Origin of the sequence: Staphylococcus argensis, from assembly GCF_002902305.1 — a bacterium.
GTDB classification, from domain to species: Bacteria; Bacillota; Bacilli; order Staphylococcales; family Staphylococcaceae; genus Staphylococcus; species Staphylococcus argensis.
In genome coordinates this window covers 567,655-589,170 of the sequence record NZ_PPPX01000001.1, presented here as the reverse complement: position 1 = coordinate 589,170, position 21,516 = coordinate 567,655, and the positions used below count along the sequence as shown (strand labels likewise).

Below are 21,516 nucleotides of genomic sequence, written 5' to 3'. Positions count from 1 at the left end.
TCTACATCGTAAAAACAGCAAGAGCCCGAATAGAGCTCTTGCTTAATGGTTAATAGCGACGCGGAATATCTACGTTACGCTGACGTTTCTGTGCTTGTTTCTTGCGCGCTTCATCAATTTTAATCTGTTTAGCCGTGATAAGTAAAAGACCCATTGCGATACTCAAGCTGATCATAGATGAACCACCGAAACTGATGAACGGCAATGGCACACCTGTCAATGGAATTGTACCTGAGATACCACCTAAGTTAACGAACGTTTGACTACCGATGTAACTTGCGACACCTACACACACAAGTTTGTAGAAGTAAGATGTCGTCTTATTCGCTAAGACAAAGGCTTTGTATACGATGAAGAACAGTAAGCAAATGACGAATAAACCGCCGATTAAACCAAGCTCTTCACAGATAATCGCAAAGATAAAGTCTGTATGTGGCTCTGGCAGATAACCGAGCTTCAGCACACTGTTACCGAGTCCACGTCCCAACAGTCCACCATTACCGATTGCGAGCAGCGAGTTAGAGACGTGGTAGCCTGTACCCGATTCACTATTGAACGGGTTGGTAAAAGTACTGAAACGAGCGGCTAAATAATCAGGAAAGGCTCCTAATAGTAAGAAGAGACCACCTACTAATACGATACCAAAGAAGATAATAAACCCATACTTGAGAATCTTCTCTATTCCCACACCTGCGTAGAGAATAACTGCAAAGACAACCATAAGTATAAGTAATGTTTGACCTACGTCACGTTGTAGAAGTACAAGTGCCACACAAATGCCTGTGAGAATAAGTGGAGACATCAGCACTTTAGGTTCTCTGAACACCCGCGGTCGTTTCTTCTCTATCATAAACGACAAGTAAAGGACTAACGCGATCTTCAAGAATTCTGAGGCTTGTAAGTTCATAAAGCCTAAATGAATCCAACTTTTAGAACCATTGATGTTACTACCAATCAATAACGTAGCTACCAGTAAACCTACCATGACCAGCATCATGATCTTCTGGAATTTGAGTGTTTGTAACACTTTGACGTTCATAAAGAAGGCCATAAAGAACACAAGACCCATACTGACAATGACATATAGCAATTGTCGCGTATAGAAGTACGTGCCGCTTACAGGTGTACCATTGGTCAACGTTCCTTTCGTCGCAGCTACCATGCTTGCGCTATAAATCATGATGATGCTGATTAAGCACAAGATGACATAGGTCACGACTAAAGGATAATCTATGTATTTAGAATATTTTCCTATGTATCGTAAAAATTGTTTAAAATTATTCATTTGCTTTACTCATCCAATTCTCCAAAATAAATGCAGTGTTTAGCGCAGTATTGCATTGATATCTCACTAAACAAAACATAATCTTTCTCTTTCAAAAGGCTACTATGTAAATAAGATTGAGTAAGTTAAACACATTACTCATCTATTCACATATTATAGCAAATATTTATGGTCAGACTCGAATAAATCTATGTGATTGTTCAAGACTTTTACTGCAGAAAAGAAAAAAAGACTGAGTCGAATCAACTAGTGATAACTCAGTCTGCAACCTTTCATCTATGTATCATGTATAACTGCTATACGACATAGATACGGGTGTCTTATTAACATGTAATCCAGCTCGACTCTGTTTCACATGAGGAATAAGACATCTTTCTCTCTAACAATCTATATTCGAACTGCGATGTGTCATACCAAGCTATTCCCCTGGCTCAGTTTCACACAGTTGCAGTTTCATGACTCGAACTAACTATTAGACATTTGTGAAAGCTTCATGTAATTTAGAAAGTTCTTTTTCTAAACGAAGCATTAAATCCTTGCCTTCTTCTCGGTCGACTAAACCAAGTTCAACTGCAAAGTCTACTTCTTTCTGTAAGCCATACATTTGAGTGTCTAATACTTCTTCGTATAATGGGCACTGCGGTAAAGTAAGATTATCCATTTGAACTTTAATCATTTGGAAGATTCTTTCCGCATCTTTATTTAACTGGTCATATGCCGCACTATTCAACTTCTGGCTCTTTACCATGACATACTCCCCCTATCATTTATAGCTTATAAATCAAATTCTATCTTACTGTTGCGTAAAAAGCAAGCCAATTCCAAGAATATGCTTACACTTGTGAGATGTGATAAAATTAATAAGAAAGAGCCTGAGACTAATTTAATAACTTATTATTTCAATGTTATGACTCTCGCTTGCTTGGGAGAAGTACAGAAATCTATGATTTCGTTGTACTTCCCCCGTAAAGCTGACTAGAGTTCGAGAAAGCGACAGCAATCTCGAAGTCAGACAGCTACTACGTAGGACCACACTCAACTAATTCCTCTCGCTCTAAGAGCTCTAGAATGGATTTTCGTTGAGGTCTTAATCCATCAAGCGTCTCGAGTCCACATTGAAATAACTACTTACAAATTAGGTCGATTTTTAATTTCATCGACACCATACGCAATGCTCATTTAATATCTCAGTCTCATTACAAAATAGTAAATGTCGATGTAATTGTATGGTAACGTTTTCAAGATAGATTGCAACTATTTTATAACTCTGAGCAATTCGTACTCAATATAGCCATACATAACGATACTAATAATCAATCGAGGGAGTGGAATTATGATACAAATTACGGGCGCTGTTAAATTCCCAATTACTTTAGATAGCACAACTTGGATCTTCGATGATCGCAAAATACGTATTGAAGATTTAGAAAAAGGTGTCTTTGAAGGAACTAAACCTATCGCATTTGAAGACAACCGTGAATGGAACCGTGCCATTCTAGAGGGGCAAACAAATCCTCCAACATTAAACTCAGAAATTAAATATAAACGTCGTTCTTTCCTAGAAGGTACATTCGTGATTAATATGACACCATTTTTCAAAAATGCAGAGCCAGAGAAAGATGCGTCTATCATTCGTTTATCTAACGAAGAGACGTCGGTGGATGTGCCGCTAGAACTCTTGCCTTACCTCTTCTTCCAATTTGCGAAAGAAGGTAAACGTCTTTACGACGACAACATGGTAGATAGTTTCGTCTACATTCCAGATGAAGGTTACGACTATCAAATCAAACACGTCACACATATCGAGGTGCGATAAGCCAATGAAGAAAGTCACATGTATTATTTGTGATACTGAGGTTTATATCGATGAACGTACGCTAGAAGCTAAGCGTTTGCGTAACGATCCGATTCATACCTTTATGTGTGATGAGTGTAAAAGTCGGCTAGATACACCTAAGCAACGACGTCAGAAAACAACATTTAATCATCGCTAAAATGTAAACACGCTCTCTTGACTGTTCTATGGTCGTGAGAGCGTTTGTTTTATATAGAAAATGTACTCTCTCTAACGCCCACATCACCAAATCCTAAAAAAGCACCCACCCCACTTCCCGGGATGAGTGCTCTAACACTAGAACAATCTCTAGCTATTATTCTTCGTCTTGCATCATTTGTTTCACGCGTTTCGCTTCTTTTTCACGCGCACCTTTTTCTAGTATTTTCTTTCTGATACGAATAGATTCAGGTGTCACTTCAACTAACTCATCGTCGTTGATGAATTGAAGTGCTTCTTCAAGCGTTAAGATACGAGGACGTTTCATAGTTTCTGTTTGGTCTTTCGTAGCTGAACGTACGTTAGTTTGATGTTTTGTCTTCGTGATATTTACTGTTAAGTCATTTTCACGATTATGCTCACCAACAATCATACCTTCATAAACGTCTGTACCTGGTTCCATAAAGTTCGTACCACGATCTTCGAGGTTGATGATTGCGTAAGAGCTTGCTTGACCTTTATCCATTGATACGAGCGCACCATTACGACGACCACCTAAACGGCTCTTAATACGTGGTCTAAATTCTTCGAAAGTATGGTTAATGATACCGTAACCACGTGTTTGAGACATGAATTCAGTTGTGTAACCAATCATACCACGAGCTGGTACCATAAAGATTAAACGAGTAAGACCGTTATCAGTCGTAATCATGTCTTCCATTTCACCTTTACGTGCACCTAGAGATTCAATGACTGCACCTGTGTAGTCAGATGGCACCTCACATTGAACTCGTTCAAATGGTTCGCAAGTGACACCGTCAATGTCACGTAAGATAACTTGTGGTTTAGACACTTGTAATTCGTAGCCTTCACGTCTCATATTTTCGATTAAGATAGATAAGTGAAGCTCACCACGGCCAGCAACGATCCAAGTATCTGGTGAATCGGTTTCAGTAACTTTAAGTGAGACGTCTGTCTCGAGTTGCTCATCTAAGCGTTCTTGAATTTGACGCGCAGTTACGTAGTCACCTTCACGACCAGCGAATGGTGAATTGTTAACTTTAAATGTCATTTCCAATGTAGGTTCGTCAATTCTGAGTACAGGTAAAGCTTCTTGATGATCTTGAGGTGTTACCGTTTCACCTACGTTAATATCTTCCATTCCTGATACAGCGATGAGGTCGCCGGCTTTCGCTTCTTCGATTTCTTCACGGTTCAAGCCGAAGTAACCGAAGAGTTTCGTAACGCGGAAGTTCTTCACTGACCCATCGAGTTTTAAAAGTGATACGCTGTCGCCAACTTTGATTGTTCCTCTAAACACACGACCGACACCGATACGACCAACGTAATCGTTGTAATCGAGAAGTGCAACTTGGAATTGAAGTGGTTCGTCGCTATTGTCGACTGGCGCTGGTACGTAGTCGATAATTGTTTCATATAATGCTTTCATATTATCGTCTTGTTGTTCTGGGTCAAGGCTTGCTGTACCGTTGACTGCTGAACTGTAAACAACAGGGAAGTCACATTGCTCTTCAGAAGCGTCAAGTTCGATGAAGAGATCAAGTACTTCATCAACAACTGCTTCAGGACGTGCAGTTGGTTTGTCGATCTTGTTGATTACGACAACAGGTTTAAGGTTTTGTTCTAACGCTTTTTTCAACACAAAGCGTGTTTGTGGCATTGTACCTTCGTACGCATCGACAACAAGTACAACACCGTCTACCATTTTCATGATACGTTCTACTTCGCCACCAAAATCAGCGTGGCCTGGTGTATCTAATATATTAATACGATTACCGTTATAATCTACTGCTGTGTTCTTAGAAAGGATTGTAATACCGCGTTCTCTTTCTAAGTCATTGGAGTCCATTGCACGTTCATCAACATGTTCATTTTCACGGAAAATACCAGATTGTTTAAGTAATTCATCAACAATCGTGGTCTTACCATGGTCGACGTGCGCGATGATAGCAATATTACGAACATCTTCTCTTAAATTAGTCATTTTATATTTTCCTTTCTTATTGTAGATTCCCACTTTTAATTGCAACTTTTTTATTATATCATATAATAGATGAAAGAATACAAAAAGGTGTGATTCAGATGCAACAAAAGTCACAGAAAAAATCGAAAGCGATTTTCTGGGTACTCGCTGTCCTAGCGATTGTCTTTCTTACCCTCTTTAGCTTCAGTATAGGTGCTGGAAATATTCCATACATGATTTTAACACTTATACTATTCATTGCAACATTTGGTGTAGGTTTCTCACTCAAGAAGAAATATAGAGAGAATGACTGGTTCTAACGAAAGTGCTAGAATTCAGCTCATATAAATCAAGATGGGCACATCTAGAAGCGCGTATCTCATAGCACAATTAGATGAGATACACCATCCATATGTTATATGACAATGCGAAAAGCCGGTTTAGCGTTCAATACAATGCTAGACCGGCTTTCTGTTTAAGACTTCTGTATTCTTTGATGGAACGCTTGAATCGCTTCTTGATGATGCGAGAAATAGTGCGTAATCAGTTCATCGTGTAATTGAGGATTAGCTGCCACGACTGAGCTTGGTTGTTGAATCGATAGCGGCTGTCCGAGTAAATCCGTCGCTTTGCCTCCTGTTTCAGCAAGTATAATCGCGGCACCTGCATAATCCCATGGACTGAGTCGAGGTGTCATATATCCTGCCAATTTACCTAGTGCAACATTAACGATTTCTAAGGCGGCAGAACCGTAAGCACGTGCACTTCTCGCATCGGCCACCACTTGCTTAAATATCGCTTCGGATTTCGGTTTCGCTAACCAATTCGGATTGATACCAATGATACTCGTCTTTAAAGTGGTATGATTGATTTGACTTAATGCTTTATCATCAACAAAGGCACCGTCGCCTGCTTTCGCATGATAGAGTTTGTCTCCCATCACATCGTACACAAAGCCAGCATACGGCTCTCCGCCATCATAAATACCTATAGAAATCGCAAAGTGATCGCCTTGATGTACATAGTTTAACGTCCCATCAATCGGATCAATTACCCACGTCATACCTTTAACTGAGTCTAAATCATGTCCGTGACCTTCTTCACCAATAACATGATGCTCTGGATATGTCTCTTGTATATTATTATAGATAAACGTTTCCGTCTCTTTATCTACATTTGTTACCAAATCATTAGGATTAGATTTCGTTTCAACTTGAATCGAAGCATGCATCTTCTCACGGATTTGTTGCCCCGCTTCAAGTATTAATCCCTTAGCAAATTCGTACACTGTCATAGTTTCATCTCCCATATCTCCATTATACTACACTTACGTGTCATCTTTTCGCATTTCTCACTTGTAAAATGAGAACTAAAATTCGTTAATATATTACATATCACTTGTCCATTTCCCTTTTACCTATAGTTAAAATCACTTACATGAGTAAAACAGTGAATTGTGCTACAATAACTACAAATAGACTCGTTGACGAGGAGGATTCGATGACTCAATACACATTTAAACCTAACGATTTCAAAGTCTTTGACGTCGATGGACTCGACGCTCGTATGGAAGCGTTAGACAAATATATACGCCCTCAATTACGCGAACTTGGCGAATACTTCACACAATTCCTTGAGACGGAAACAGGTGAAACATTCTATGCGCACGTAGCGAAACACGCACGTCGAAGTGTCAACCCACCTAGCGATACGTGGGTAGCATTTGCGACAAACAAGCGCGGCTATAAGATGGAACCCCACTTCCAAATCGGCTTGTTCCGCGATCAACTCTTTGTCATGTACGGTATCATGCACGAAGGTAAAGATAAAGAAGAGAAAGTGAAGACTTTCGAAGAACACTTTGACTATCTCAAGCAATTGCCAGACGACTATAGCTTGAGTTTGGATCACATGAAACCTGAGAAGAAATTCATTAAAGATTTAACAGATGAAGAGATTCAAGCTGCGATCGATCGTGTTAAAAATGTTAAAAAAGGTGAGTTGTTCGTAGCCAGAACACTCGATCCATCTGACTATCGTTTGAAGAAAGATCAAGCATTCCTTTATTTCTTAGAAGATACGTTTAAACATTTATTGAAGTTCTATCAATAAGCGAACGACTTAAATGAATAATATGAATAGAAAGCCTCCTTATGAGTGAGCGTGTTAGGCACGAATAACTACGCCTAGCTCTATCATAAGGAGGTCTTTTTTAATAAATGTAAGAGTCTTTCTCTTTTCTTTCTTGCATTTCGCGTTCTGGATCAAAGCTTTGCTCTGCACGGTTTGTCGCTTGAGATGAATCCTCGAATGATCCACTGTGCTGTTGACGTTTCGGATCTCTCTTAGATAGCAACATAATACCTGCGATTAACCAAAGTATTGCAGCGATGTAGTTGCTCGTAACGAATCCAACTACAGCAACGGCAATCATGAGTATGCCACTTAACACACGTTTCTTCTTAAGTAATAGCGTCGCAATGATTCCAAATACGGTACTGAATAGTACACCTACGACAACCGCACCAAGTTGAAATGTGATTTGGTCCATTGAAAGTTGTTGACCTTGTTGTTTCATGACATCACTTATTTGTTCTCTCGTTTCAGGAATACTAAATAAGACTAAAGATAAAGCCATTATAATGAGAAACAATGCACTTAAACCATTAGCGATCCATGCTAGAATCTTCTCTGTTTTTCTGCTCATATTCTTCCTCCTCTACACTTATGTCTATAGTATCAAAAATATTTTAACTTCGACAATTTCGGGAATAGATTTTCGTAAGATAATTTACTGTAAAATGCTTACATTTTACTTAAACCTGTCGTTATCCTTATTGTACAGGGATTCGAGTGCAACTGCCTTAAATAAATTTATACATAAGTTTAGGTTGACCTAACTTTAAATTTCGATTAAGGTAATAGATGTAAAAATAAACAGATTGAAGGTGTTAAATTGAAATCTGAACCTGAATCCTCTCGCAAAAGTCTTGAGGAAATAAATAATACAGTTTCTGTAAATCATGATGGAAAGTTTAGTCAAAAATTATTATCTTATCTAGGTCCAGGGTTACTAGTGGCAGTTGGATATATGGATCCTGGTAACTGGATTACTTCAATGCAAGGTGGCGCACAATTCGGTTATACATTGCTATTCGTAATCTTACTCTCCAGTGTCGCAGCCATGTTATTACAAAGTATGACTGTGAGATTAGGCATAGCAACGGGTGATGACCTAGCGCAAGCAACACGTCGCTATCTCAATAAACCGATGGCATTTGTCTTCTGGATTATTGCCGAACTCGCTATTATTGCGACAGACATTGCCGAGGTCATCGGAAGTGCCATAGCGCTAGACTTGCTCTTCCACATTCCATTAATTGTGGGTGCGATTATCACTGTGTTAGATGTGTTCTTACTCCTCTTTATCATGCGTTTTGGTTTCCGTAAGATCGAAGCCATTGTCGGCGTACTCATCTTTACAGTATTAGCTATCTTCGTCTTTGAAGTGTTTGTCGCATCACCACACGTAAATGAGATGCTAGAAGGTTTCTTGCCGAGTCAATCCATTATCACTAATCACAGCATACTCTTCATCGCATTGGGTATTGTAGGTGCGACGATTATGCCACACAACTTATATCTACATTCATCTATCGTGCAATCAAGAATGTATGATCGCAATAGTACAGAAAGCAAAGCACAAGCAATTAAATATGCGACGATGGATTCCAACATTCAACTCATCATCGCTTTCGTCATCAACTGCTTGTTGCTCGTGTTAGGTGCGGCATTGTTCTACGGCGTCGATAGTGATAAACTCGGTGGTTTCTATGACTTATACCACGCGTTGCAGAATCAACCACTACTCGGTGCGACTTTAGGTGGCGTCATGAGTACACTCTTTGCTGTAGCCTTGCTCGCGTCGGGTCAGAACTCAACGATTACAGGTACGATTGCTGGACAAATAGTGATGGAAGGCTTTATTCATTTACGTCTGCCTAACTGGGCACGTCGTTTGATCACCCGCGGCTTAGCTATCCTTCCAATTATTCTCTGTCTCATCATTTATAAAGGCAGTGAATCTAAGATGGAAGAGCTACTCGTGTTCTCACAAGTCTTTCTGAGTATCGCCTTGCCATTCTCGTTAATCCCACTTCAACTTGCTACCAATAATAGTAAAATGATGGGGCGCTTCAAGAATAAAATGTGGGTTAACATTATATCCTGGGCATTGATTATTATCTTAAGTATCTTAAATATTTATCTCATTATCGAGACGTTCCAAGAATTATAAGCGAAATTTAAAGCGCGCTGAGAGCATATACATAACGGTATGCTTTCAACGCGCTTCTTCTATACATAAAAGTGGAAAGACAACTGCTCTTCCACTTTCCATATACTTATTTCTGATGTTTTGTTGAATCGTTCTCAGAAACTTGAGCGTCACTTTCATGTTGTTGTTCAATCACTTTGCGTCGTTCTTCATAGTTCATACGACGTTGATTGACCGCACTCGGTTGCTCTTTGCGTTTTTCTTTCAAACGTTTCTTACGTTCTTTCTTCTCTTGGCGTGCTTGTGCTTTCTCTTCTTTCTTCTGTTGTTTCAAGCGCGCAGCTTCTTCCGCCTGTTCTTGCTTACGTGCTTGCGCTTCTTCACGCTCACGTTGACGCTCTTCTTCTTGTTGTCTAAATGCTTCCTCACGTGACAACCATTGACCATCGTCTACCCAATCATCCGTCGCAGATTGGTCACTCTTCGGCTGTTCAAAGTCATCCGCTTTGTACTTCTTCTTATAGTTGTACTTATCTTGACGCGACAATACTTCTGGCTCTTCCTCAGAGGCAGGCGTCTCATAGTCGCTCGGGATATAACCGCCACGTCTGAGTGATTCATCTTGACGCGGTTGCGTTTCCGCTTCAGGTTGTGAATAGTGCGGTTGTGCAGGCTCTTGAGGTTGCGGTCTAGGGCTTGGCCCCTCATCGTAAAATGGCTGACCATAATCAGGACGATAAGATGTCGCATACTCAAACTTATCCTTACGTGGAAACATCATAATTGAAACGATGAAGAACAGAATTGGAATAATTAACGTCACCATTAACAATACGAGCGGTAAAGTTATAATGGACGCGATAAAGAATAAGATACCTGATAATATGCGAATATTCATCGAAATCAATGCTAAGAATGAAATAAGCAAGCATACGATAAAGTAAACGATGATTGCCCAAATACCATTCTGTAGCCAAATAACAAACTGCGTCGTATTCCAATCCAAGTTTGAAAAGATTTGTTGGGCTAAATCATTATTATTTAACGACCCCTCTAACTTCTGAATCGATGTATCACTACTAAACGAAACGAGCGCGATAAACATCATGATAACAGTAAGCAATAAGAGGAATATCCAGTTCAACCAGCCTAAGACCTTTTCAGCTACACGATTGACCGGCTTTCTTATTTGAGTAAATTGCTCATCTGACATACTAACAGCTCCTTATATGTCTTGTTGAATTACACAGGATGGACATCATCATCATCGAGCGTTAATCTCAAATCATCATCGACGCCTTCAGAAAGTGCGCTGCATCTTCAATCATTTACAGCTTATCAACTTGAAAGCGTCGGTGCCATCTATATGTAATTAAGTTCTATTATATTTGTGTATTCATTTCTTTTCGTCTCATTATATCTAATTCACGATTAAATAACTACTCACACATATTTAATCAATCTTATTATACTTTACTGCAATCCCATCTTAAAGTTTAAGAATCGTTCATTATACTCACTCAAATGCTGCGAACCTAAATCACGATAAACTTCTAACTGACGTTGTTGCTTCTGAGTAGGATAAAAGCGTGTATCATTCTTTATTTCAGCTGGCAACTGAGCCCGCGCTGCTTTATTCGGCGTTGCGTACCCTACCCATTCCGTATTCTGTTTACTGTTACGTGCTTCTAGTAAAAAGTCTATAAAGCGATACGCCGCTTCTTTATTCTGCGCTGTTTTGGGTATAACAATGTTATCAATCCACACGTTAGAGCCCTCTTTAGGAATCACATATTCAAACTCAGGATGTTCTTGAACGATCGGTGTTGCCACACCACTCCAAACCACTGCTACATTCGCTTCGTGTTGCGTCATCATCATCGTTACTTCATCCCCTACGACACCTTTAACTTGAGGTTTCAACTCATCAAGGAAATTCTGCGCACGATTAAGATGCGTTTCGGATGTATCATTTAGACTATAACCATAACGATTCAAAGACAAACCTATCACTTCTCGCGCACCATCTACCAATAATACGTCGTTCTTCAATTCAGGGCGCGTTAAATCTTTCCAAGAATCAAACTTGATGTTAGGATAGTGATCTTTATTATATAATATGCCGACTGTGCCAAAGAAATACGGGATAGAATAACGGTTTTGAGGGTCAAAATCTTGATTTAAATAGGCAGAATCTAGATTTTTATAATGTGGTAATTTCTGATGATCGAGTGGTAACAGCATATGTTCTTTCTTTAGTTTTTCTACCGTATACTCACTCGGAAAGGCAACATCATAATGCGTACCCCCATTACGTATCTTTGCTTCCATCGCTTCATTGGAATCGAAAGTTTCATAAATTACTTTGATACCGGTTTGTTTCTCAAATTGTTTGATTAAACTTGGGTCAATATATTCTCCCCAGTTATAAATATAAACTTTCTCTTGGTGCTTTGATTTCTGCGCCGTCAATTGATGACTGATGACGAGGGCAAGTATGCCAATAATGATCGCTCCACCAACCCATTGTATTAATCTCATCATGATGGTAGCCCTCGCTTTCTCGACTTGTTAGAACGTCTTTTTAAAATATAATAACCTGCTATGCCAAGCATGATGAAGAGGAAGATCAGGGTTGAGATAGCATTAATTTCCATACTAATACCTTTACGAGCCATGGCATAAACCTCTACGGAAAGAACACTAAAGCCGTTTCCAGTAACAAAGAAACTCACAGTGAAATCATCGAGTGAGTAGGTCAAAGCCATAAAGAAACCGCCGATAATTGCAGGTGTAAGTTGTGGCAACAATACCTTACTCAACACTTGTCCTTCTGTCGCACCAAGGTCTCGAGCCGCATTCAAGATATTGTGATTCATGTCATAAAGCTGTGGCAATACGAGAATAAAGACAATCGGTATACAGAAAGCGATATGAGAAATGAGCACTGTAGTAAAGCCGAGTCCGAAACCCGTGACCTGACCTATAGCGATAAACATGATTAAAAATGACGCACCAATAACGACGTCTGATGATACCATCAGTACGTTATTCAAAGCGGTTATTGTCGTCTTAATCTTTCGTTGTCGCAAATGGTAGACACCTATCGCTCCGAATGTTCCGATCACCGTCGCAATAGCTGCCGCTAACAACGCGACACTAACAGTATTGAGCATCACACTCATCAGATGCACATTTGAGAACAAAGATGCATAGTGGTCGAGCGTAAAGCCTTTAAATTCAATCATATTGTTCGCGCTATTAAATGAATAAATCATCAAGAAGATGATTGGAAAGTACAGAAAGAGAATGAGACATGTCAAATATACTTTGCCTTGCCAACGCATTCTGTTCACCCTCTTCCCTCATGTTGTATCATTTGTGTCACGATAAGTACGAACACCATAAAGATGACGAGTACAAGCGCGATCGCAGACCCAAGTCCATAATTCTGTATGACTAAAAATTGTTCCTCAATCGCTGTACCAATGTTGATCACTTTGTTTCCTGCAATGAGTCGTGTAATCATAAATAGCGATAGTGCAGGTATAAAGGTAACTTGAACGCCTGTCATCACGCCTTTTAAACTCAAAGGAAAAATGACCTTACGAAATGTAATCCAAGATGTAGCGCCTAAATCATTCGCCGCCTGTATCAATTGGTGTGGTATGTCACGCAAGCTATTGAAGATAGGTAAGATCATAAAAGGGATGTAGATATAAACCGCTACAATCACAAACGCTGGACCAGTGAACAGGATATTCAACTCAGGAAGATGAACAGCATGTAAAATGCGATTAATAATACCATCATGACTGAAGATCCCGATAAATGCATAGGTCTTGAGTAGTAAATTGATCCATGTTGGCACGATTAAGATGAGGAGCAACATTTGTTGATGCTGTGATTGTGCCACATAGTAGGCAGCTGGATAACTCACGAGCAGCGTAAAGAGTGTGATAATGAAAGCGTAAATCATTGACTCGCTAAACATCTTTACGTATTGCCAACTCATGATTTGGTGATAGTTACTTAAACTCCAGTGGCCTGCGCTATCCGTGAGCGAAAAATAAATCAACAGTAATATAGGAATAATAATAAATATAGCAAGTCATAATACGTATGGGACTAATAATAGTTTATTCAGTCTTGTCATTTGCCGTGTCCTCATAACTTTCAATACGTTGATCAAACTCTGCTTCTGTTTCGCCTGGTACCATGATGTGAATGGCTTCAGGGTCAAAATATAATCCTACGACCTCGCCGACTTCAGTACTTTGAGTCGAGTGAATGATCCATTCGTAACCACGTTGATCTCGGCAAATCAGCTCATAGTGAACACCTCTAAATAATTTAGAGTCCACCGTTACTTCAAATAATCCGCTCTGTTGAGAAACGAGCGAAATATCCTCAGGTCGAATCACCACTTCAACTTCTTGCCCTGATGGAATACCTTGATCCACACACTCGAAGTCTTGACCATAAATATTCACCTTGAAATCTTCCACCATAGTACCTTCAATAATATTCGATTCACCGATGAAGTCAGCGACGAAGCGATTGACAGGTTCATCATAAATATCATTCGGCGTACCAAATTGCTGAATCTTACCATCTTTCAACACAAAGATGTAATCGCTCAATGCCAACGCTTCCTCTTGATCGTGAGTGACGAAGATAAACGTGATGCCTAATCGCGATTGCAGTTCACGTAATTCATACTGCATTTCTGTGCGTAATTTTAAATCGAGTGCTGAAAGTGATTCGTCGAGCAGCAAGATTTCAGGCTCGTTGACGATAGCTCGAGCAATGGCCACACGCTGACGTTGGCCTCCACTCATTTCCTCAATTCGACGTGTCTCATAGCCGCTCAATTTCACGAGTTGTAACGCTTCTGTAACCTTGGCTTTAATCTGGGCACGACTCAGCTTTTTCAATTTCAAACCAAAGGCAATATTGTCAAACACGTTCAAGTGTGGAAAGAGCGCGTAGTCTTGAAAGACCGTGTTAACTTGTCGTTGGTTGGCGGGCACGGCTTGCAAATCGTGGCCTTGATACATAACTTGACCGCTATCAGCATACTCAAACCCGGCAATCAGCTTTAGTATCGTCGTCTTACCACAGCCTGAGGGCCCAAGCAAAGTATAGAAATGTCCTGCTTCAATATCTAAATTAATCTCATCAAGCACTGTTGTATCTTGATATTGTTTACTCACATTATGAAAAGACAAGAGTGCCATCACTTTCCTCCTAACTCGTCGATGTCGTTACGACCATGATTTCAGTTTCTACTTCACTTGGATTCGATAAGCAATGGGATTGATTCGCTTTGAAGTAGAGCGCATCTCCTGTCTCTGCTATATATTCCGAACTCCCTAATTGAAGTTGTATCTGACCTTTCAAGCAATAAACGAATGTTTCAGAATTCGATGGTGCAAACGCTTTGTACTTGGCATGTGGACGTAGTGTTATCTTTAGCGGATCCATCTCAAAGTCATGTGACTGATTGACCAGCCAATTCAAGACGTAACCTTCATCGTACTCGTCATAGCAGTGCTGTTGGTCTGCCTTATAAAGTACGCGTGTTTCACTTTGTTTTTTGAAAAATGTACTCGGATCCGTATTCATCACTTCAAGAATCGATAGAAAGGTATCCATACTTGGAGAAGCATAACCACTCTCAATTTGACTAATGTAACCCTTTGATAAATCTGTACGTTCAGCTAATTCTTCTTGCGTTAGACCTTTGATTTGTCTTAAAGTTTTTAAACGTTGCCCGATGTCCATAGTGTCACCTTTTCAATCCATAAATTAAAAGCTATACTTTGTTTACTTTTACTAAACTTTTTGTTTATTGCTTAATAAAAGTACCAAAATATAGCTTCAATAGCAAGAACTATTTTATGATGAATGAGAAATTGTTGTACCCGGTTCACTCTTCGCCAATTGTACGACTTTATAACTGTTGTAGCCGCTTGCTTTTTCAAAGGTTTTAAAGATTTGTTTCTCTTCTGCTTTGCTTGGTACAACGTTTTTAAAACGTTTGTAGTGCTCGATGACTTGATCGCTTTTTACATGAGATTCATAATATGCTTCAATTTGGTTGAAAAAGGCGATCACATCCATCATTTCATCATTCGACCAATCTAAATCAATAGGATAATGATATTCCATCTTTATTCATACTCCTTTCTACATGAAAAGAGCAGGACAGAAATCGACATGATTTCATTGTCCTGCCCTTCGAGACAATCTAGACGCTTAAAGTTGATAAAACTTTAAGCGCTTAGACAGCTATTTTATAACTATTAGAGAAATCGTTCAACTCACAATGAAGTTAAATCAAATTTCTACTCAATTACATAGTGTGGATTGGTAAACCTAATGCTTTCTCAGCAGTTTCCATAGACATTTCACCTAAAGTTGGGTGAGCATGTACTGTTAATGCTAAGTCTTCAGCATTCATACCTGCTTCGATAGCTAAGCCAAGTTCAGAAATAACATCTGAAGCACCTGTACCTGCTACTTGAGCACCGATAACTGTGTTATCTTCTTTAAGTGTGATTAATTTAACGAAACCAGTAGTATCGTCTAATGATAATGCACGGCCGTTAGCAGCGTAAGGGAATTTAGATGCTTTGTAATCTAAGCCTTTTTCTTTAGCTTGCGCTTCAGTGTAGCCTACTTGAGCTAATTCAGGATCAGTGAATGCTACAGCTGGCATACCGATGTAGTCTACTTCTGCAGCTTGTCCATCGATAGCTTCAGCTGCTACTTTACCTTCGTAGCTTGCTTTGTGTGCAAGTGCAAGTCCTGGTACGATGTCACCGATAGCGTAGATGTTGTCGATAGAAGTACGACTTTGTTTGTCAACTTCTAATAAACCACGTTCACCGAATTTAAGTCCTAATTCTTCAAGACCTAATTCGTCAGTGTTTGGACGACGACCTACAGTAACTAATACGTAGTCTGCTTCGATTGTTTGTTCTTCACCTTTAGCTTCGTAAGTTACTTTCACGCCGTCTTCAGTTTCTTCAGCTGATTTCGCCATTGCTTCAGTGATGATTTCTATACCTTTTTCTTTCATACCTTTTTTAACAGGTTGAGTCATTTGTTTCTCGAATCCACCTAAGATGTCTTTCGCACCTTCAAGGATAGTTACGTCAGTACCGAAGTTAGCGTATGCTGTACTTAATTCTGAACCGATGTAACCGCCACCTACAACAACTAATTTCTTAGGTGCTTCTTTAAGGTTTAACGCACCAGTTGAGTCGATAACGCGTTCACCAAATTCGAAGTTTGGAATTTCGATTGGTCTAGAACCTGTTGCGATGATCGCATTTTTGAAGTTGTAAGTTTGAGCTGATTTTTCGTCCATAACACGTAAGCTATTGTTATCTACGAAGTAAGCTTCACCTTTAACAATTTCAACTTTATTACCTTTAAGTAAGCCTTCAACGCCGCCTGTTAATTTATTTACTACAGAGTTTTTGAACTCTTGTACTTGATCAAATTTAAGTTGAACGTTTTCAGCAACTACACCAAGATTTTCAGAGCTTTGAGCTTCTTCAAAACGGTGAGAAACGTGTAATAATGCTTTAGATGGAATACAACCAACGTTTAAGCACACACCACCTAAGTTGCCTTTCTCAACGATTGTTACCTTTTGGCCTAATTGAGCCGCGCGAATAGCAGCTACGTAACCCCCTGGGCCTGCTCCGATAACTATAGTGTCTGTTTCAATTGGAAAATCTCCAACTACCATGTTTTACCCCTCCATTAATAATAATTCTGGATTATTTAATAAGCGTTTGATGTGATTCATAGCGTTTTGACCTGTTGCACCATCAATTTGTCTGTGATCAAAGCTTAATGATAATGCTAGAACTGGTGCAGCTATGATTTCTCCATCTTTCACAATTGGTTTTTGAGCAATACGACCGATACCTAAGATCGCAACCTCAGGATGGTTGATTACTGGTGTAAACCATTGTCCACCTGCAGAACCAATGTTACTGATTGTGCAAGTAGCACCTTTCATTTCTTCTGATGTTAGTTTACCATCTCTGGCTTTAACTGCAAGTTCATTGATTTCATCAGAGATTTCGAAGATAGATTTACGATCAGCATGTTTCACAACTGGAACGAGTAATCCACGTTCAGTATCTGCTGCAATACCGATGTTCCAGTAGTGTTTATGAGTAATCGTACCTTCTTCTTCGTTGAATGAAGTGTTAAGTGCTGGATATTTTTTCAATGCTGAAACAAGTGCTTTAACAACGTAAGGTAAGAATGTTAACTTAGTACCTTGTTCTGCAGCGATTTCTTTGAATTTCTTACGGTGATCCCATAATTGTTGTACATCGATTTCGTCCATCAATGTTACGTGTGGTGCCGTATGTTTAGAATTAACCATCGCTTTCGCAATTGCTTTACGCATAGCTGGGATGTTCTCAGTAGTTTCTGGGAAGTCACCTTCAGTTGATACAGGTGCTGATTGTACAGATGCACTTGCTGCAGGTGCTTCTGTAGCAGCCACTTCTTCACCTGATGCTGCTGAAGCATCACCGTTAAGATATGCATCAACGTCTTCTTTGAGAATACGTCCATGTTTACCTGTACCATTAACTGCTTTAATATTTACGCCATTTTCACGTGCATATTTACGTACAGATGGCATTGCTTTAACGCGTTTGTTCTCATCCACTTCTTCAGATGAAGTAGATGCCGCTGATTCTGATTGTTCAGAAGTAGATTCTTCTTGGCTTTGCGTTTCTTTTTCTGAAGCTTCTTCTTTGCCAGAATCGTCGTGGTCTCCGCCTTTGAATTGCATCTCTTCAGCATCAGGTGCATCAATCTTAACGATTGTGTCGCCTACTACTGCTACTGTACCTTCGTCAACTAATACTTCTTCAATCGTACCAGCAACAGGAGATGGAATTTCAACAACGGATTTATCATTTTGTACTTCAGCTAGAACGTCATCTTCTTCGATAGTGTCTCCAGCTTTAACGAACCATTTTACAATTTCACCTTCATGGATACCTTCACCAATATCAGGTAGTTTAAATTCAAATGCCACGTTCTTGTCCTCCTAATGTTTCAATATAAATTCTGTGCTTATCATCTTAAAAACAGTAAAGATGAAGCCGAAATAATCATCACTAGAACCCTTATCATAGGCCAACATCTTTAATTATTTCTAACTCCTCTTTACCATGATACTTTAATTAGAATTCTAACGTTGCTTTCGCTTGTTCTACGATGTCATTCTTGTTTGGTAGCCAAACGTTCTCAGCTTGAGTAAATGGATATACTGTATCAGCTGCTGCTACACGAGCGATTGGTGCTTCAAGAGAAAGGATTGCTCTTTCTGATAATTCAGCTGCTACTGTAGCACCTACACCAGCTTGACGTTGCGCTTCTTGAACAACTACTGCACGTCCTGTTTTTTCAACAGAAGCTACAAGTGTATCGATATCGATCGGTTGAACACTGCGTAAGTCAATGACTTCGACAGAGTAACCGTCTTTTTCAAGCTCTTCAGCTGCTTTAAGAAACTCCTGAACCATCGCACCATATGCGATTAAAGTAATATCGTTACCTTCTTGTTTAACGCTCGCTTTATCAAGTTCAACTGTGTATTCTTCTTCAGGAACTTCTTCGCGGAATGAACGGTAAAGTTTCATGTGTTCTAAGTATACGACAGGGTCATTGCTACGGATAGCTGAGATGAGTAGCCCTTTAGCATCGTATGGGTTAGAAGGAATAACTACACGTAATCCTGGAGATTGCGCTAAGATACCTTCAAGGTTATCCGCGTGCAATTCAGGTGTATGTACTCCCCCACCAAATGGTGTACGAATTGTAATTGGAGCAGCTTTAGAACCGCCTGCACGGAAACGCGTACGAGCGATTTGACCTGCAACCTCATCAAACACTTCAAATACGAAACCTAAGAATTGGATTTCCATAACCGGACGGAAGCCTTGAGTCGATAAACCTAAAGCTAAACCGCCGATACCAGATTCCGCTAATGGTGTATCAAATACACGATCTTCACCGAATTCTTTCTGTAACCCTTCAGTTACACGGAATACACCACCGTTAACACCGACGTCTTCACCGAAAATTAAAACATCTTCGTCGTTTTGTAATTCAGTTTTAAGCGCGTTATTAATCGCTTGAACCATTGTCATTTGTGCCATGGGTTACTTCGACTCCTTCTCTTTATAGATTTCATATTGTTCTGCTAAGTGTTGAGGCATATCTTCATACATGATGTCCATAAGATCAGTAACTTTTTGTTTAGGTGTATTGTCTGCTTCTTTAATCGCAGCTTTAATTTCTGATTTAGCAGTTTCAATGACTTCGTTCTCTTTATCTTCAGACCATAAGCCTTTATTTTCAAGATACTTTCTGAAACGTACGAGTGGATCTTTTTTCTCCCATTCAGAGTCTTCATCAGAAGTTCTGTATTTAGTAGGATCGTCACCCGCCATAGTATGTGGACCATAACGATAAGTCATTGTTTCAATTAATGAAGGTCCTTCACCGTTAATTGCACGTTCACGCGCTTCTTTCGTTGCTTGATATACAGCTAATGCATCCATACCGTCAACTTGGATAGATGGAATACCTACCGCAATACCTTTTTGAGCAAGTGTTGCAGCCGCTGTTTGTTTACTACGTGGAGTTGAGATCGCGTAGTTGTTGTTTTGAATTACGAAGATTGCAGGTGCTTTGTAAGCAGATGCAAAGTTAATACCTTCGTAGAAGTCACCTTGAGATGAACCGCCGTCACCTGTGTAAGTGATTGCTACAGCTTTCTTACCACGTTTCTTAATACCTAAAGCGACACCCGCTGTTTGAACGTATTGAGCACCGATGATAATTTGCGGACTCAATGCGTTAACACCTTCAGGCATATGGTTACCTTTGAAGTGTCCTCGTGAGAATAAGAATGCTTCAGTTAATGGTAAACCGTGCCAGATTAATTGTGGTACATCACGATAACCTGGTAGGATAAAGTCTTCTTGTTCAAGTGCAAATTGTGAAGCAAGTTGTGATGCTTCTTGACCTGCAGTTGGTGCGTAGAAACCTAAACGTCCTTGTCTGTTTAAAGAGATAGAACGTTGGTCAAGGATACGCGTCCAAACCATTCTGCTCATCAACTCAACGAGTTCGTCATCTGATAAGTCAGGTACTAAGTCTTCATTAACAACGTTTCCATCCATGTCCAATACTTGGACCATTTCAAATTGAGATTGAGTATCTTGCAATACTTTCTCTGCGTCGAATTGGGCTTTTAACTTAGGAGCCATTCAATTCACCATACCTTTCCCGTATAATAGATATTCTTTTTAATCCACTACTATTGTACCATAATAAGAATATACTGTTAACTAAATATAAAATGTTCTGTATCAACGCACACAGGTACAGAATCACAGCTGTACTAATAGCATTTCTTCAACTGTACTAGTATGTTTATTGATGTATAAATATAGTTTAACCCATTTAGGAAAGCGCATACAACATAAACGTACTATATTATATTTATTTTATTACTCAATAAGTTATATTTTTCATCAATTGCACACTTTTATTGTAATGTTTCTGCGTTTTGTTTTTGTTCGTCTGCTTTCTTCATTGCATCTTGATATTTTTTAGACCCGTCAGATACTTTTTTGTAGGCATCGTTGACTTCCTTATTCTTTTTATCGATGACTTTTTGATCTGGGTCATCTTTGAGCACATAGTTAAACTTTTCTTTCTCTTTCTTCAAAGCGTCATTATATTTATCAGCGTAGTCGTCGAACGCTTTGTATTTTTTGTCGAGGGCTTTATCCCATTTCTTAATCGCATCGCGACGCTTGTCGTTCTCGATGTTTTTGATGTGTTTGTGGGCTTTATGATATTCATCTTTAGAATCTTTCATCGCTTTTGTTTCTTGTTTAAAAGTGTCTTGTTGTTTA

At 39.5% G+C, this 21,516-nt stretch carries 22 protein-coding genes; 5 read left to right on the top strand and 17 right to left on the bottom strand.

From position 1 onward, the window contains the following. Nucleotides 1-49: 49 nt before the first annotated feature. Together ftsW and CD039_RS02955 are read right to left on the bottom strand one after the other, a co-directional pair. Entirely contained in the window at nucleotides 50-1,285 is a 1,236-nt protein-coding gene (ftsW, locus tag CD039_RS02960; protein ID WP_103371054.1) for a cell division peptidoglycan polymerase FtsW, read from the bottom strand. Between the two features lie 472 nt (nucleotides 1,286-1,757). Next, entirely contained in the window at nucleotides 1,758-2,033 is a 276-nt protein-coding gene (locus CD039_RS02955; protein ID WP_002472897.1) for an Fpa/YlaN family protein, read from the bottom strand. A 585-nt stretch (nucleotides 2,034-2,618) separates the two neighbouring features. On the opposite strand from CD039_RS02955, the gene CD039_RS02950 reads away from it, so the two are divergent. Together CD039_RS02950 and CD039_RS02945 are read left to right on the top strand one after the other, a co-directional pair. Beyond that, nucleotides 2,619-3,101 (top strand): hypothetical protein, encoded by a 483-nt coding sequence (locus CD039_RS02950; RefSeq protein ID WP_103371053.1) that lies wholly within the window; start codon nucleotides 2,619-2,621, stop codon nucleotides 3,099-3,101. 4 nt (nucleotides 3,102-3,105) lie between these two features. Beyond that, complete coding sequence (locus tag CD039_RS02945) at nucleotides 3,106-3,279, top strand: DUF2197 domain-containing protein (protein WP_103371052.1); 174 nt, start codon at nucleotides 3,106-3,108, stop codon at nucleotides 3,277-3,279. A 156-nt stretch (nucleotides 3,280-3,435) separates the two neighbouring features. Here CD039_RS02945 and typA read toward each other — a convergent pair whose 3' ends face one another. Continuing rightward, entirely contained in the window at nucleotides 3,436-5,283 is a 1,848-nt protein-coding gene (typA, locus tag CD039_RS02940; RefSeq protein ID WP_002471876.1) for a translational GTPase TypA, read from the bottom strand. 98 nt (nucleotides 5,284-5,381) lie between these two features. Between typA and CD039_RS02935 the strand changes: the two genes are divergently transcribed. Then, nucleotides 5,382-5,582, top strand: coding sequence for a DUF5325 family protein (locus CD039_RS02935; RefSeq protein ID WP_002471888.1), 201 nt, complete (start codon nucleotides 5,382-5,384; stop codon nucleotides 5,580-5,582). Nucleotides 5,583-5,737: 155 nt separating this feature from the next. Here the strand turns inward: CD039_RS02935 and CD039_RS02930 are convergent, their stop codons facing one another. Next, nucleotides 5,738-6,556: an inositol monophosphatase family protein gene (locus tag CD039_RS02930; RefSeq protein ID WP_103371051.1), complete on the bottom strand. Its 819-nt coding sequence runs from the start codon at nucleotides 6,554-6,556 to the stop codon at nucleotides 5,738-5,740. A gap of 206 nt (nucleotides 6,557-6,762) precedes the next feature. On the opposite strand from CD039_RS02930, the gene CD039_RS02925 reads away from it, so the two are divergent. Continuing rightward, nucleotides 6,763-7,374 carry a YktB family protein gene (locus CD039_RS02925; RefSeq protein WP_103371050.1) on the top strand — a complete coding sequence of 204 codons (612 nt, stop codon included), beginning with the start codon at nucleotides 6,763-6,765 and terminating at the stop codon, nucleotides 7,372-7,374. A gap of 100 nt (nucleotides 7,375-7,474) precedes the next feature. Here the strand turns inward: CD039_RS02925 and CD039_RS02920 are convergent, their stop codons facing one another. Continuing rightward, complete coding sequence (locus CD039_RS02920) at nucleotides 7,475-7,969, bottom strand: DUF4064 domain-containing protein (RefSeq protein WP_103371049.1); 495 nt, start codon at nucleotides 7,967-7,969, stop codon at nucleotides 7,475-7,477. Between the two features lie 249 nt (nucleotides 7,970-8,218). Between CD039_RS02920 and CD039_RS02915 the strand changes: the two genes are divergently transcribed. After that, on the top strand, nucleotides 8,219-9,559 hold the full coding sequence (locus tag CD039_RS02915) for an Nramp family divalent metal transporter (RefSeq protein WP_103371048.1): 1,341 nt from the start codon (nucleotides 8,219-8,221) through the stop codon (nucleotides 9,557-9,559). Nucleotides 9,560-9,665: 106 nt separating this feature from the next. On the opposite strand, the gene auxB is transcribed toward CD039_RS02915, so the two are convergent. The 12 genes from auxB to CD039_RS02855 all read right to left on the bottom strand — a co-directional run. Further along, complete coding sequence (auxB, locus tag CD039_RS02910) at nucleotides 9,666-10,751, bottom strand: lipoteichoic acid stability factor AuxB (protein WP_103371047.1); 1,086 nt, start codon at nucleotides 10,749-10,751, stop codon at nucleotides 9,666-9,668. A gap of 260 nt (nucleotides 10,752-11,011) precedes the next feature. Beyond that, nucleotides 11,012-12,082: an ABC transporter substrate-binding protein gene (locus CD039_RS02905; RefSeq protein WP_103371046.1), complete on the bottom strand. Its 1,071-nt coding sequence runs from the start codon at nucleotides 12,080-12,082 to the stop codon at nucleotides 11,012-11,014. Next, nucleotides 12,079-12,885: an ABC transporter permease gene (locus tag CD039_RS02900; RefSeq protein ID WP_103371045.1), complete on the bottom strand. Its 807-nt coding sequence runs from the start codon at nucleotides 12,883-12,885 to the stop codon at nucleotides 12,079-12,081. The genes CD039_RS02905 and CD039_RS02900 overlap by 4 nt, the downstream gene beginning before the upstream one ends. Before the next feature lie 5 nt (nucleotides 12,886-12,890). Next, nucleotides 12,891-13,643 carry an ABC transporter permease gene (locus CD039_RS02895; protein WP_240595068.1) on the bottom strand — a complete coding sequence of 251 codons (753 nt, stop codon included), beginning with the start codon at nucleotides 13,641-13,643 and terminating at the stop codon, nucleotides 12,891-12,893. Nucleotides 13,644-13,677: 34 nt separating this feature from the next. Next, nucleotides 13,678-14,778 carry an ABC transporter ATP-binding protein gene (locus tag CD039_RS02890; RefSeq protein ID WP_390612068.1) on the bottom strand — a complete coding sequence of 367 codons (1,101 nt, stop codon included), beginning with the start codon at nucleotides 14,776-14,778 and terminating at the stop codon, nucleotides 13,678-13,680. Between the two features lie 10 nt (nucleotides 14,779-14,788). Beyond that, the gene (locus CD039_RS02885) at nucleotides 14,789-15,325 is read right to left on the bottom strand and encodes a helix-turn-helix domain-containing protein (RefSeq protein ID WP_103371043.1); all 537 of its coding nucleotides are present in this window, start codon (nucleotides 15,323-15,325) and stop codon (nucleotides 14,789-14,791) included. Nucleotides 15,326-15,439: 114 nt separating this feature from the next. After that, nucleotides 15,440-15,712, bottom strand: a complete 273-nt coding sequence (locus tag CD039_RS02880) for a UPF0223 family protein (RefSeq protein WP_103371042.1) — start codon at nucleotides 15,710-15,712, stop codon at nucleotides 15,440-15,442. Between the two features lie 184 nt (nucleotides 15,713-15,896). After that, on the bottom strand, nucleotides 15,897-17,303 hold the full coding sequence (lpdA, locus tag CD039_RS02875) for a dihydrolipoyl dehydrogenase (RefSeq protein WP_103371041.1): 1,407 nt from the start codon (nucleotides 17,301-17,303) through the stop codon (nucleotides 15,897-15,899). A gap of 3 nt (nucleotides 17,304-17,306) precedes the next feature. Continuing rightward, nucleotides 17,307-18,620 carry a dihydrolipoamide acetyltransferase family protein gene (locus CD039_RS02870; RefSeq protein ID WP_103371040.1) on the bottom strand — a complete coding sequence of 438 codons (1,314 nt, stop codon included), beginning with the start codon at nucleotides 18,618-18,620 and terminating at the stop codon, nucleotides 17,307-17,309. A gap of 148 nt (nucleotides 18,621-18,768) precedes the next feature. Further along, nucleotides 18,769-19,746 (bottom strand): alpha-ketoacid dehydrogenase subunit beta, encoded by a 978-nt coding sequence (locus CD039_RS02865; RefSeq protein WP_103371039.1) that lies wholly within the window; start codon nucleotides 19,744-19,746, stop codon nucleotides 18,769-18,771. A 3-nt stretch (nucleotides 19,747-19,749) separates the two neighbouring features. Then, the gene (gene pdhA, locus CD039_RS02860; RefSeq protein WP_002471907.1) at nucleotides 19,750-20,862 is read right to left on the bottom strand and encodes a pyruvate dehydrogenase (acetyl-transferring) E1 component subunit alpha; all 1,113 of its coding nucleotides are present in this window, start codon (nucleotides 20,860-20,862) and stop codon (nucleotides 19,750-19,752) included. A 281-nt stretch (nucleotides 20,863-21,143) separates the two neighbouring features. After that, a partial coding sequence (locus CD039_RS02855; RefSeq protein ID WP_206169767.1) for a YkyA family protein occupies nucleotides 21,144-21,516 on the bottom strand: 373 nt, incomplete at its 5' end.